The 12358-nt window shown below is 56.6% G+C and carries 11 protein-coding genes, 1 tRNA gene and 1 other RNA gene; 9 read left to right on the top strand and 4 right to left on the bottom strand.

Annotated elements, in window-relative coordinates; genetic code table 11:
- Positions 1-65 precede the first annotated feature (65 nt).
- A complete protein-coding gene (locus RTP97_RS20450) occupies positions 66-728 on the bottom strand; it encodes an OmpA family lipoprotein (RefSeq protein WP_312416891.1) in 663 nt (220 codons plus the stop codon).
- 114 nt (positions 729-842) lie between these two features.
- Here RTP97_RS20450 and RTP97_RS20445 point away from each other — a divergent pair, with 114 nt between their 5' ends.
- Positions 843-3227, top strand: a complete 2385-nt coding sequence (locus RTP97_RS20445; protein WP_312416889.1) for a molybdopterin guanine dinucleotide-containing S/N-oxide reductase — start codon at positions 843-845, stop codon at positions 3225-3227.
- On the opposite strand, the gene RTP97_RS20440 is transcribed toward RTP97_RS20445, so the two are convergent.
- Both RTP97_RS20440 and tag read right to left on the bottom strand, forming a co-directional pair.
- Entirely contained in the window at positions 3196-3636 is a 441-nt protein-coding gene (locus RTP97_RS20440) for an N-acetyltransferase (RefSeq protein WP_312416887.1), read from the bottom strand. The two genes, RTP97_RS20445 and RTP97_RS20440, sit on opposite strands and share 32 nt — an antisense overlap.
- Entirely contained in the window at positions 3614-4195 is a 582-nt protein-coding gene (gene tag / locus RTP97_RS20435) for a DNA-3-methyladenine glycosylase I (RefSeq protein WP_312416885.1), read from the bottom strand. Before tag ends, RTP97_RS20440 begins: the two co-directional genes overlap by 23 nt.
- A gap of 152 nt (positions 4196-4347) precedes the next feature.
- On the opposite strand from tag, the gene RTP97_RS20430 reads away from it, so the two are divergent.
- Positions 4348-5040: an autotransporter outer membrane beta-barrel domain-containing protein gene (locus tag RTP97_RS20430; protein WP_312416883.1), complete on the top strand. Its 693-nt coding sequence runs from the start codon at positions 4348-4350 to the stop codon at positions 5038-5040.
- Between the two features lie 27 nt (positions 5041-5067).
- Here the strand turns inward: RTP97_RS20430 and RTP97_RS20425 are convergent, their stop codons facing one another.
- Positions 5068-5286 carry a hypothetical protein gene (locus RTP97_RS20425; RefSeq protein ID WP_312416882.1) on the bottom strand — a complete coding sequence of 73 codons (219 nt, stop codon included), beginning with the start codon at positions 5284-5286 and terminating at the stop codon, positions 5068-5070.
- Here RTP97_RS20425 and RTP97_RS20420 point away from each other — a divergent pair.
- From RTP97_RS20420 to RTP97_RS20390, 7 genes are all read left to right on the top strand, one after another.
- A complete protein-coding gene (locus RTP97_RS20420; RefSeq protein WP_312416880.1) occupies positions 5285-6487 on the top strand; it encodes an MFS transporter in 1203 nt (400 codons plus the stop codon). The genes RTP97_RS20425 and RTP97_RS20420 overlap by 2 nt on opposite strands.
- Before the next feature lie 85 nt (positions 6488-6572).
- Positions 6573-7004 (top strand): organic hydroperoxide resistance protein, encoded by a 432-nt coding sequence (locus RTP97_RS20415; protein ID WP_042394035.1) that lies wholly within the window; start codon positions 6573-6575, stop codon positions 7002-7004.
- 214 nt (positions 7005-7218) lie between these two features.
- Positions 7219-8907 carry a kdo(2)-lipid A phosphoethanolamine 7''-transferase gene (gene eptB / locus RTP97_RS20410; protein ID WP_312416879.1) on the top strand — a complete coding sequence of 563 codons (1689 nt, stop codon included), beginning with the start codon at positions 7219-7221 and terminating at the stop codon, positions 8905-8907.
- A gap of 91 nt (positions 8908-8998) precedes the next feature.
- Positions 8999-9075 (top strand) — tRNA-Pro (locus RTP97_RS20405).
- Between the two features lie 34 nt (positions 9076-9109).
- A non-coding RNA gene (locus RTP97_RS20400) (RtT sRNA) lies at positions 9110-9243 on the top strand.
- Positions 9244-9965: 722 nt separating this feature from the next.
- On the top strand, positions 9966-11573 hold the full coding sequence (gene dppA, locus RTP97_RS20395; RefSeq protein WP_312416878.1) for a dipeptide ABC transporter periplasmic-binding protein DppA: 1608 nt from the start codon (positions 9966-9968) through the stop codon (positions 11571-11573).
- Positions 11574-11735: 162 nt separating this feature from the next.
- Positions 11736-12358: ABC transporter permease subunit (locus RTP97_RS20390; protein ID WP_312416876.1), on the top strand; the 623-nt coding region annotated here is incomplete at its 3' end.

The raw sequence follows: 12358 nt of genomic DNA, 5'->3' as shown, positions 1-12358 counted from the left end.
CCCTCTCCCACGAGGAGAGGGTGCAAACACTAAAAATGGCAACCAGGTTGCCGTTTTGCTTTTACTTACTGCACCGGGCTTAAGGTGATCTCAACGCGACGGTTCTGCGCTTTGCCTTCTGCCGTGCTGTTGCTGGCGATCGGATTGGCCGGACCCATGCCGCTGGTGCGAATGCGATTTGCCGCGACGCTCTGAGTGATCAGCGCGCTGGCTACCGCGTCGGCACGCTGCTGGGAGAGACGCATGTTCAGATCCTGGCTGCCGGTGCTGTCGGTATAACCCAGCACGTTCACCGCGGTTTTTTCATACTCTTTCAGCACCATCGCCACGCCGGTCAGGGTGTTGGCACCCGCCGCTTTCAGGGTGGCGCTGCTGCTGTCAAAGGTGACATTGTTCGGCATGTTAAGCACGATGTTGTCGCCGTTTCGCGTCACGCTGACGCCGGTTCCCTGCATTTTCTCGCGCAGTTTAGCTTCCTGCACGTCCATGTAGTAGCCCGCCCCGCCGCCGAGCGCCGCGCCTGCTGCTGCGCCAATCAGCGCGCCTTTGCCGCGATCTTTCTTCGAGGAGGAGAGGACGCCTACGCCTGCGCCGACCAGCGAGCCAATGCCCGCGCCGATGCCAGATTTTCCTGCTTCACGTTCGCCGGTGTAGGGGTTAGTCGTACAGCCAGAAATTGCCAGCGCACCGCATACCGCGGCGGCAATCATAATGACGCGTTTTTTCATCGTTTATCCTTAAATGCGTTTTCGTTCTAAGCCACTGCAAGGTGGTGGTTGATTATGACGCCTGAATAGGGTGAAAATTTCCGGAAAGAATCCGAATTTTGTAAATAACATTGAATGGCCTGTATAAAGGACCATCACACCTGCATCTACGACCGGAGAGCACGCGCTTTGGCAAACACATCGATTAAAACGGTTCTGACCGCAGCCCACTGGGGGCCAATGCTGGTTGAAACCGATGGCGTACAGGTTCTGAACTCACGCGGCGCGCTGCCGACCTCCCACCCGAACTCGCTCCAGACGGCGGTGCGCGACCAGGTTCACAGCAAGACCCGGGTGCGTTTTCCCATGGTGCGCAAAGGCTTTCTCGCCTCGCCGGATAGCCCGCAGGGCGTTCGCGGCCAGGATGAGTTTGTCCGCGTTAGCTGGAACGAGGCATTGGATCTGATCCACGCCCAGCATAAGCGCATTCGCGACAGCTACGGTCCGTCATCTATCTTTGCCGGCTCCTACGGCTGGCGATCCAACGGCGTGCTGCACAAGGCGGCGACGCTGCTCCAGCGCTATATGAGCCTTGCGGGCGGCTATACCGGTCATCTGGGGGATTACTCCACCGGCGCAGCACAGGCGATCATGCCCTATGTCGTGGGCGGCAACGAGGTCTATCAGCAGCAGACCAGCTGGCCGCTGGTGCTGGAGCACAGCGAGGTAGTGGTGCTCTGGAGCGCTAACCCGCTCAATACCCTTAAAATCGCCTGGAACGCATCGGATGAGCAGGGCATCGCCTTTTTTGATCGGCTGCGCCGCAGCGGCAAACGGCTGATCTGCATCGATCCTATGCGATCGGAAACGGTCGATTTCTTTGGTGACAGCATGGAGTGGATCGCGCCGCATATGGGCACCGACGTAGCGCTGATGCTCGGCATCGCTCATACCCTGCTGGAGAACGGTTGGCAGGATAGCGATTTCCTGGCGCGCTGCACCGAGGGCTATGAGGTGTTTGCTGCCTACCTGAGCGGCGAGAGCGACGGCGTAGCGAAAACCGCCGAGTGGGCGGCAGCCATCTGCGGCATCGAGGCAGAGAAAATTCGCGAGCTGGCGCAGCTGTTCCATGAAAACACCACCATGCTGATGTCTGGCTGGGGGATGCAGCGTCAGCAGTATGGCGAGCAGAAACACTGGATGCTGGTGACCCTGGCGGCGATGCTGGGGCAGATCGGCACGCCGGGCGGCGGATTTGGTCTCTCCTACCACTTTGCTAACGGCGGCAACCCGACGCGGCGAGCGGCGGTGCTGGCCTCAATGCAGGGTAGCGTGCAGGGCGGCGTCGATGCGGTAGACAAAATTCCGGTGGCGCGTATCGTCGAGGCGCTGGAAAACCCCGGCGGCGCGTACCAGCATAACGGCATGGACAGGCACTTCCCGGACATTCGTTTTATCTGGTGGGCGGGTGGCGCAAACTTTACCCATCATCAGGATACCAACCGGCTGATCCGCGCCTGGCAGAAGCCGGAGCTGGTGGTGATCTCCGAGTGCTACTGGACCGCAGCGGCGAAGCATGCGGATATCGTCCTGCCTGCCACCACCTCCTTTGAGCGTAACGATCTCACCATGACCGGCGACTACAGCAACCAGCATCTGGTGCCGATGAAGCAGGTAGTTGCTCCGCAGGACGAAGCCCGGGACGATCTCGAGATCTTCGCCGACCTGAGCAAACGTTGGGAAGAGGGGGGCCGGGAGCGCTTTACCGAGGGCAAAACCGATCTGCAATGGCTGCAAACCTTCTACGAGATTGCGGGCCAGCGCGGAGCCAGCCAGGGCGTGACCCTGCCGCCGTTCGCTGAGTTCTGGGAAGCGAACCAGCTGATTGAGATGCCGGAGAGCGAGCAGAACGCGCGCTTTGTGCGTTTTGCAGACTTCCGCCGCGATCCGCAGGCCAATCCGCTGAAAACAGACAGCGGCAAAATCGAGATCTACTCAAAGCGCATTGCCGGATACGGCTACGTCGACTGCCCGCCGCACCCGATGTGGCTTGCGCCGGTGGAGTGGCACGGCAACGCGGAGTCTGGACAATTGCAGGTGCTCTCGGCCCATCCGGCGCACCGTCTGCACAGCCAGCTAAGCTACAGCGATCTGCGCGAGCGGTACGCGGTTGCCGGGCGTGAGCCTATCACCCTGCATCCACAGGATGCGCAGGCGCGCGGGATTGTTGCAGGTGACGTGGTACGCGTCTGGAACGGGCGCGGGCAGGTGCTGGCGGGTGCGGTAGTGACCGAGGGCATCCGTCCAGGGGTGATCTGCATTCACGAAGGCGGCTGGCCGGATCTCGACCCAGCGGCGGGGGGCATCTGTAAAAACGGCGCGGTCAACGTGCTGACTAAGGATCTCCCCACCTCGCGGCTGGGTAACGGCTGCGCGGGTAATACCGCCCTGGCATGGGTAGAGAAGTACACCGGTCCTGCGCTGACGCTTACGGCGTTTGATCCGCCTGCCAGCTCATAATCCACGTCGGGTGCTGCGTTTCATCCTGCCAGGCGCTGTCCTCAATGCGGAACCCGCAGGCATGGTAGAAGTGCACCGCCCGGGTGTTCTTCTGGTACACCTCCAGGCTAAGCTGGGGGTGGAGCTGCATAACGTGCTCCAGCAGCGCCCGACCAATACCCCTGCCGATAGCGGCAGGGCGTACAAAGAGAGCGCCGACAAAGCGCGCATCCATCACGCTGACAAATCCCTGTAGCGTCTCCTGCTCCTCCCACACCCAGGTGGTGGCGTTGGCGAGGTAAACATCCCGCACCATGGCGGTACTCTCCTGCCAGTAGCTCTCCCGGATAAAGGGGTGGGCAAAGGTGGTGCTCTCCAGCCACAGCCGCAGCAGCGGGGCGCTATCTTTACGATGCCATTCGTGGATCATCCTCGCCTCCTGGATGGCAGAAACAGCCGATAATATGATCGTTGACCAGGCCACAGGCCTGCATAAACGAGTAGCAGATAGTGGTGCCGACAAACTTAAAGCCGCGCTTCTTCAGCGCCTTTGACAGGGCGTCTGACTCAGGGGTTGAGGTGGGGATCTCGCTCAGAGTGACCGCCTGGGTGACCCGCGGCGGGCTACCGGCAAAGGACCAGACAAATTCGGTAAAGGACTCACCGTTCTCCGCCATCGCCAGGTAGGCGCGGGCGTTGCCGATAATGGCCTGGATCTTTCCCCGGTGGCGGATGATACCCGCGTCCAGCATCAGACGCTCAACGTCCTCCTCCTGCATTGCGGCCACGCGCTGCGGATCGAAATGGTGGAAGCAGCGGCGGTAATTTTCTCGCTTTTTCAGCACCGTGATCCATGATAGTCCGGCCTGCTGGCCTTCAAGGCAGATCATCTCAAACAGCTTCTGGCCGTCGGTCTGCGCAACGCCCCACTCCCTGTCGTGATAGTCAATGTACAACGGGTCCTGACTGACCCAGCCACAACGTTGCATTTTCTTCTCCCTTTGTTGCTATGAATCACAAAAGAAATCACTGCCGCTGGCTTGACGTGCCTGGTAAAGAGACAATATTTAATACAGGGTCTTAAGCCCACCAAGAACGATAACAATAATGCCGAATTCGGCTCTCTCCTGGAGTCGCATTGATGAACAATAAGAAATTCAGTGGCCGCCGCCTGGCGTTAGCGTCTGTTTGCCTGTTTTTTTGTCACACGGCGCAGGCCTGGCAGCAGGAATATATCGTGACCGACCCGCAAAGTAATACGACCGATCGCTATACATGGGATAGCGATCACCAACCACGCTATGACGATATTCTGGAGGAGCGCATCCGGTCAGGACAGAATCTGCCTGGTGCAACCTTTAACCTGCCCGATGATAACCCACTCGACGCCACAAGTACGATGAGCATGGGGTGGAATTTTCCACTGGCTTACAGCGTCACCACCGGGCCGGTGGCCGTCTGGCATTACGACAGCTCTGCCTCGACGATGTTTAACGAATTTGGTGATGGCCCGGCCAATTTGCAGTTCAGCGATCCGCTGTGGCATGCCAGCGTCAGCTCTGTAGGCTGGCGGGTAGATAGTCGCTTTGGCGATCTCCGATCGTGGGCGCAAATCAGCTATAACCAGCAGTTTGGCGAGAACCTGTGGAAGAGCCAGTCCGGCCTCAATCGCCTCTCTGCCTCCAGCCAGTATGGCAACTGGATGGACGTCACCTTTGGCGCGGACATGCTGCTCAATCCGCACCTTGCGGCCTACGCCGCTATGTCTCAGTCGGAAAACGACGTGACCGGGCAAAACTATCTCTACAGCATGGGCGTTAGCGCACGTTTCTAACGCCTGTTTTAAACAAACGAATAACATTTAGACTACATGGCTGGCGCGCCTGAGGTTGATAGTACGCACTAACTTACCCTGTAAAAAACGCAGTGGTACAAAAAGGTGCTGCCATTCATTCCCTCTCCAAGGCATTTCATTCCCTTCTCGCTGCATTTCATGCCTTTTTTCACCCGGCATGAAATGCGCTTCGCTATCGTTGACGGCAGAGAATTTCTTCATTTCCTTACGCAGGAAGACTGCCATGAACACATCAACCGCAAATCGCACCCGCTGGCTAACCCTTGTCGGCACCATCATCACCCAGTTTGCCTTAGGATCGGTCTACACATGGAGCCTGTTCAACAGCGCGCTGGCAGAAAAGCTCGATGAGCCAGTAAGCCAGGTCGCTTTCTCCTTTGGTCTGCTCAGCCTGGGCCTGGCGATCTCCTCGTCGGTAGCCGGAAAGCTGCAGGAGCGTTTTGGCGTTAAGCGCGTCACGATGGCGTCCGGCATCCTGCTTGGCGTCGGCTTAATGCTTACCGCCCACGCTAACAACCTGATGATGCTCTGGCTGAGCGCTGGCGTGCTGGTCGGCCTGGCCGATGGCGCAGGCTACCTGCTGACCCTCTCCAACTGCGTTAAATACTTCCCGGAGCGTAAGGGGCTAATCTCAGCCTTCGCCATTGGCTCCTACGGCCTTGGCAGCCTTGGCTTCAAGTTTATCGACAGCCATCTGCTGGCGACCGTGGGGCTGGAGAGCACCTTTATGATCTGGGGCGCGATTGTGATGGGGATGATCCTGTTCGGTGCGACGCTGATGAAAGATGCTCCGCAGCAGAAAGTGACGATGACCAACGGCGTAGTCGAAAATGATTTCACCCTGGCCCAGTCGATGCGCAAACCGCAGTACTGGATGCTGGCGGTGATGTTCCTGACCGCCTGCATGAGCGGCCTGTACGTTATTGGCGTGGCAAAAGATATCGCTCAGGGCATGGTGCATCTGGATATGGCTACCGCAGCCAACGCGGTAACGGTGATTGCTATCGCTAACCTGACGGGCCGTCTGGTGCTGGGCATCCTCTCTGACAAGATCGCCCGTATCCGTGTGATCACTATCGGCCAGGTGGTGTCGCTGGTGGGGATGGCCGCGCTGCTGTTTGCTCCGCTCAACGCAGTGACCTTCTTCGCGGCGATTGCCTGCGTCGCCTTTAACTTCGGCGGCACCATTACCGTATTCCCGTCGCTGGTGAGCGAGTTCTTTGGTCTGAACAACCTGGCGAAAAACTACGGCGTCATCTACTTAGGCTTCGGTATCGGCAGCATCTGCGGCTCGATTATCGCCTCGCTGTTCGGCGGTTTCTACATCACCTTCTGCGTGATTTTTGCCCTGCTGATCCTCTCCCTGGCGCTCTCCACTACCATCCGCCAGCCGCAGAGCAAAGTATACAAACAGGCGCACGCCTGACGGCTTTTCGTGCGGTAAACCTACCAGGACGGGTGACAGCGACTATCTTTAGTGATTAGCGCTTCCAACAAAAAGGAGTCACCCTATGTCTTTAGAAAAAGTGGTTTACCGCGCGAAAGCAAAAGCAACCGGCGGCCGTGATGGCCGCGCTGTCTCGTCCGATGGCGTGCTGGATATCAAACTCGGCGTACCCAAAGAGATGGGCGGGGCAGGCGGTGAAGCGACCAACCCGGAGCAGCTGTTTGCCGCTGGCTACTCGGCCTGCTTCCTCGGCGCGTTGAAGCACGTCGCCTCGCAAGAACAGAAAAAGATTCCGCAGGATGCCTATATAGAAGGGCAGGTAGGTATCGGTCCGATCCCCACCGGCTTTGGCATCGAAGCCCAGCTGGATATTCACCTGCCGGGAATGGATCGCCAGGAAGCAGAAGAGCTGGTGCAAAAAGCGCATGTTGTCTGTCCTTACTCTAACGCCACGCGCGACAACATTGACGTTACCCTGAACGTTATCACCTCTTAATCTCTTTTCTGCCTGACCCGATCCGGTCATATTTTTGTAAATATCTGACCGGATCACATTCCCCATGACACTTTTTTGAAGCCTTGTGGTCTACTATGCCGCGCTTTAAGAAGTTACCTGGTTTGACTTCCAACGCACTCTATTAACCTGCCTGCTGGTGAAAGACACAGTATGCGGGTGCTTTTATTGATTCCCTTTTTACAGGGCAGCTTGCATGAGATATATCAAAGTCATGACGCAGCAGAGGCTTAGCTTCCTGCTGGCGTTATACATCGGCCTGTTTATGAACTGCGCCGTCTTCTTCCGCCGCTTCGACAGCTATGCGCAAGATTTTACCTTTTCAAAAGCCTGCGCCGTAGCCATTGAACTGTTTGGCACGGTACTGATTACCTTCTTTTTACTCCGTGTGCTTTCGCTCTTTGGCCGCCGCGTATGGCGCGTGCTGGCCACCCTGCTGGTGCTCTTCTCCGCCGGGGCCAGCTACTACATGACCTTCCTGAACGTGGTGATTGGCTACGGCATTATTGCCTCGGTGATGACCACGGATATCGACCTCTCGAAAGAGGTGGTGGGCCTGCACTTCGTGCTCTGGCTGGTGGCCGTTAGCGCGCTGCCGCTGCTCTTCATCTGGAGCAACCGCTGTCGCTACACGCTACTACGTCAGCTGCGTACGCCGGGACAGCGCCTGCGCAGCGTGACGCTGGTCGTACTCGCCGGGCTGATGGTCTGGGGTCCGATCCGTCTGATGGACATTCAGCAGAAGAAGGTCGAGCGCAGCACCGGCGTTGATATGCCGAGCTACGGCGGCGTGGTGGCAAACTCTTATCTGCCTTCTAACTGGCTTTCGGCGCTGGGGCTTTACGCCTGGGCGCAGGTGGATGAGTCTTCCGACAACAAGTCGCTGATGAACCCGGCGACGAAGTTCACCTACGTGCCACCAAAGGACCTGGAGGATACCACCGTGATCTTTATCATCGGTGAGACCACCCGCTGGGATCATATGGGTATCTTCGGCTACGAGCGTAACACTACGCCTAAGCTTGCCCAGGAGAAGAACCTGGCGGCGTTCCGCGGCTACTCCTGCGATACGGCGACCAAGCTCTCGCTGCGCTGTATGTTTGTCCGGCAGGGCGGGGCGGATGAGAACCCGCAGCGCACCCTGAAGGAGCAGAATATTTTTGCGGTGCTTAAACAGCTCGGATTTGCCTCGGATCTCTATGCGATGCAGAGCGAGATGTGGTTCTACAGCAACACCATGGCGGATAACATCAGCTATCGTGAGCAGATTGGCGCTGAGCCGCGCAACCGGGGCAAGCACGTTGACGACATGCTGCTGCTGGATGAGACTAACATTGCGTTGCAGAACAACCCAACCGGCAAGCATCTGATTGTGCTGCATACCAAAGGGTCGCACTACAACTACGTGCAGCGTTATCCGCGCAGCTATGCGCAGTGGACGCCGGAGTGTGTAGGCATTGATAAAGAGTGCAGCAAGCAGGAGCTGATCAACGCCTATGACAACTCGGTGACCTATGTCGACAGCTTTATTACTAAGGTTATCGATCAGGTACGGGATAAGAAGGCGATTGTCTTCTACGCGGCCGACCACGGTGAGTCGATCAACGAGCGTGAGCACCTTCACGGTACGCCGCGCAACATGGCGCCGCCGGAGCAGTTCCGCGTGCCGATGATGGTGTGGATGTCTGACAAATATCTGGAGAACCCGGAGAAAGCGAAGATGTTTGCTCAGCTCAAGAAGCAGGCGGAGATGAAGGTTCCGCGCCGCCACGTTGAGCTGTATGACACCATCATGGGCTGTCTGGGCTACACCTCGCCGAACGGTGGGATTAACCAGAACAACAACTGGTGTCGAGTGCCAGATAAGGTTGCGAAAGCCAACTAGATCACATGGTGAGTTTCTCACCGATCGAATGGCTTTTTTACAATAAGGGATTGACGGTCGGGGTTGTCAGCAGTAAGATGCGCCCCGCATTCGGTGATTGGCGCAGCCTGGTAGCGCACTTCGTTCGGGACGAAGGGGTCGGAGGTTCGAATCCTCTATCACCGACCAAATTCGAAAAGCCTGCTCTAAGAGCAGGCTTTTTGCTTTCTGCAGCCAGTGAGGATGAGAACCTCCGGGGGCAGGGAGGTTCGACTCGAGCGCAGCGAGAGAGCGTTGCTTTAGCAACGACCCGCAGGGCGAGTCACGCAGTGACGAGTAATCCTCTATCACCGACCAAATTCGAAAAGCCTGCTCTAAGAGCAGGCTTTTTTGCATCTGAGCCTGACTGAACTCCCTGCCCGGGTCTGCATCGTTTCGCCGAGTGGCGGCTCCGCCTTACCTGGCCGACAAGGGCAAAACTGTGCACCATGTAGGCCCGGCAAGTTTACGCCGCCGGGCGTGATCGTCCCGCCGACTTTTTACGCCGTTTGTTAACCGTTTTGTGACATATTCCATTGTATTTATTTATATATAGATGAATCTTTTTTCGCGTTGCTTATGGCTAACTCAGCATTTTCCGCTGTGCGTTTTAACGTTCGCGGTATTAATCGCTCAGATATTCATCATCCTGTCAGAATTTTTTCACAATATTTGCTAACGCAAAACGCTGGTTCACGTGGTCTGAGGAGTTAATCGTCCTGCCATGCAGGCCATAGCACAAATTTCTCTGCTGGAAATAGCGGATTGCGCTTTTTTTACGCTTTGTTTGTTAATTCTCACCTTCGTTGTAAAACCCGGTTACCTGTATTGACGTTTTGACATTCTGTTGACAGATTGTAGGGCATGAGGGGCATTTCATGGAGAATCTGCACTGCAACTCAGTCAACCTGTTGAACGGAATCACCTCCCCTTAAGCTGCCTTTGGGCACCGCCGACCAGACCGGTAAAAAATAAATAAAGGTTTGTCGGTTATACCCGCTGCAACGGGTAAACAACACATATCACATTGGAGCAGAATAATGAGTATTTCCTTGAAGAAGTCAGGGATGCTGAAGCTTGGTCTCAGCCTGGTGGCTCTGACCGTCGCAGCAAGTGTGCAGGCAAAAACCCTGGTTTACTGTTCTGAAGGCTCGCCGGAGGGGTTTAACCCGCAGCTCTTTACGTCTGGCACAACCTATGACGCCAGCTCAGTACCGATCTATAACCGTCTGGTTGAGTTCAAAACGGGCACCACTGAAGTAATCCCGGGCCTGGCTGAAAAGTGGGACGTTAGCGAAGACGGTAAAACCTATACTTTCCACCTGCGTCAGGGCGTGAAGTGGCAGGATAATAAAGAGTTTAAACCGACGCGTGAATTTAATGCAGACGACGTCGTCTTCTCCTTCGATCGCCAGAAAAATGCTGAAAACCCGTACCACAAAGTGTCTGGCGGCAGCTACGAATACTTCGAAGGCATGGGCCTGCCGGACCTGATTAGCGAAGTGAAAAAAGTGGACGATCATACCGTTCAGTTTATTCTTTCGCGTCCGGAAGCACCGTTCCTGGCCGACCTGGCGATGGACTTCGCATCCATCATGTCAAAAGAGTATGCCGATAATATGCTGAAGGCCGGCACGCCGGAAAAAATCGACCTGAACCCAATCGGTACCGGTCCGTTCCAGCTGCTGCAGTACCAGAAAGATTCTCGCATCCTGTACAAAGCGTTTGAAGGCTTCTGGGGCACCAAGCCGCAGATCGATCGTCTGGTCTTCTCCATCACGCCTGACGCCTCTGTACGCTATGCAAAACTGCAGAAAAACGAGTGCCAGGTCATGCCGTATCCGAACCCGGCTGATATCGCACGTATGAAGCAGGATAAAAACCTGAACCTGATGGAGCAGGCGGGCCTGAACGTGGGCTACCTCTCTTTCAACACCGAGAAAAAACCGTTTGATGATGTGAAAGTACGCCAGGCGCTGACCTATGCGGTCAACAAAGAGGCGATCATCAAAGCTGTTTACCAGGGCGCGGGCACCGCGGCGAAAAACCTGATCCCACCGACCATGTGGGGCTATAACGACGACGTTAAGGATTATACTTACGACGTTGAGAAGGCTAAACAGCTGCTGAAAGAAGCCGGTCAGGATAAAGGCTTCACCGTTGAGCTGTGGGCGATGCCGGTCCAGCGTCCGTACAACCCGAACGCTCGCCGCATGGCTGAGATGATTCAGGCTGACTGGGCGAAGATTGGCGTTCAGGCCAAAATCGTGACCTACGAGTGGGGTGAGTACCTGAAGCGTGCTAAAGCAGGCGAGCACCAGGCGGTGATGATGGGCTGGACCGGGGACAATGGGGATCCGGACAACTTCTTCGCCACCCTGTTCAGCTGCGATGCGGCAAAACAAGGCTCTAACTACTCTCGCTGGTGCTATAAGCCGTTTGAAGATCTGATCCAGCCGGCGCGCGCCGCTGACGATCACAACAAGCGTATCGAGCTTTACAAGCAGGCTCAGGTGGTCATGCACGATCAGGCTCCGGCGCTGATCATCGCTCACTCCACCGTGTACGAGCCAGTGCGTAAAGAGGTGAAAGGCTACGTTGTTGATCCATTAGGCAAACACCACTTCGAAAACGTGTCTGTCGAATAATAAAAAGCGTAAGGGGTGCAGCCGCACCCCATGCCCGGCGGCGCTACGCTTGCGCGGGCCTACGAGTGTAGGCCGGGTAAGCGAAGCGCCACCCGGCGTTAGATTTGTGAGCAATGCAGACGTTACGTCACTGGGCGTGCGTCATCAGAGAGAATCCGGGTTATGTTGCAGTTCATCCTCCGACGTCTGGGATTGGTTATCCCGACGTTTATCGGTATCACCCTTCTCACCTTTGCCTTTGTCCATATGATCCCCGGTGACCCGGTGATGATCATGGCGGGTGAGCGTGGTATCTCCCCTGAGCGCCATGCGCAGCTGCTGGCTGAGCTGGGCCTCAACAAGCCGCTGTGGCAGCAGTACGTCAACTACGTTTGGGGCGTTCTGCACGGCGACTTAGGGATTTCACTGAAAAGCCGTCTTCCGGTGTGGGAAGAGTTCGTGCCGCGTTTTCAAGCGACGCTGGAGCTCGGTGTCTGCGCCATGATTTTTGCCGTGGCCGTCGGTATTCCGGTGGGCGTTCTTGCCGCCGTGAAGCGTGGCTCCATTTTTGACCACACCGCAGTGGGCCTGGCCCTGACCGGCTACTCCATGCCGATCTTCTGGTGGGGCATGATGCTGATCATGCTGGTCTCGGTGCAGCTCAACCTGACCCCCGTTTCCGGGCGCGTCAGCGATATGGTGTTCCTTGACGACAGCAATCCGCTCACCGGTTTTATGCTGATCGACACCGCTATCTGGGGCGAAGAGGGCAACTTTATCGATGCGCTGGCGCATATGATCCTGCC

Source organism: Pseudescherichia sp. (assembly GCF_031998825.1).
GTDB lineage: Bacteria > Pseudomonadota > Gammaproteobacteria > Enterobacterales > Enterobacteriaceae > Pseudescherichia.
The sequence above is the reverse complement of the archived record's forward strand: the minus strand, read 5'-3'. Positions and strand labels throughout refer to the sequence as shown.

What these genes read in the sequence shown, in the direction of transcription:
- RTP97_RS20450 (WP_312416891.1), bottom strand. Translation starts at nt 728, where the DNA reads ATGAAAAAACGCGTCATTATGATTGCCGCCGCGGTATGCGGTGCGCTG.
- RTP97_RS20445 (WP_312416889.1), top strand. Translation starts at nt 843, where the DNA reads ATGGCCTGTATAAAGGACCATCACACCTGCATCTACGACCGGAGAGCA.
- RTP97_RS20440 (WP_312416887.1), bottom strand. Translation starts at nt 3,636, where the DNA reads ATGATCCACGAATGGCATCGTAAAGATAGCGCCCCGCTGCTGCGGCTG.
- tag (WP_312416885.1), bottom strand. Translation starts at nt 4,195, where the DNA reads ATGCAACGTTGTGGCTGGGTCAGTCAGGACCCGTTGTACATTGACTAT.
- RTP97_RS20430 (WP_312416883.1), top strand. Translation starts at nt 4,348, where the DNA reads ATGAACAATAAGAAATTCAGTGGCCGCCGCCTGGCGTTAGCGTCTGTT.
- RTP97_RS20420 (WP_312416880.1), top strand. Translation starts at nt 5,285, where the DNA reads ATGAACACATCAACCGCAAATCGCACCCGCTGGCTAACCCTTGTCGGC.
- RTP97_RS20425 (WP_312416882.1), bottom strand. Translation starts at nt 5,286, where the DNA reads ATGGCAGTCTTCCTGCGTAAGGAAATGAAGAAATTCTCTGCCGTCAAC.
- RTP97_RS20415 (WP_042394035.1), top strand. Translation starts at nt 6,573, where the DNA reads ATGTCTTTAGAAAAAGTGGTTTACCGCGCGAAAGCAAAAGCAACCGGC.
- eptB (WP_312416879.1), top strand. Translation starts at nt 7,219, where the DNA reads ATGAGATATATCAAAGTCATGACGCAGCAGAGGCTTAGCTTCCTGCTG.
- dppA (WP_312416878.1), top strand. Translation starts at nt 9,966, where the DNA reads ATGAGTATTTCCTTGAAGAAGTCAGGGATGCTGAAGCTTGGTCTCAGC.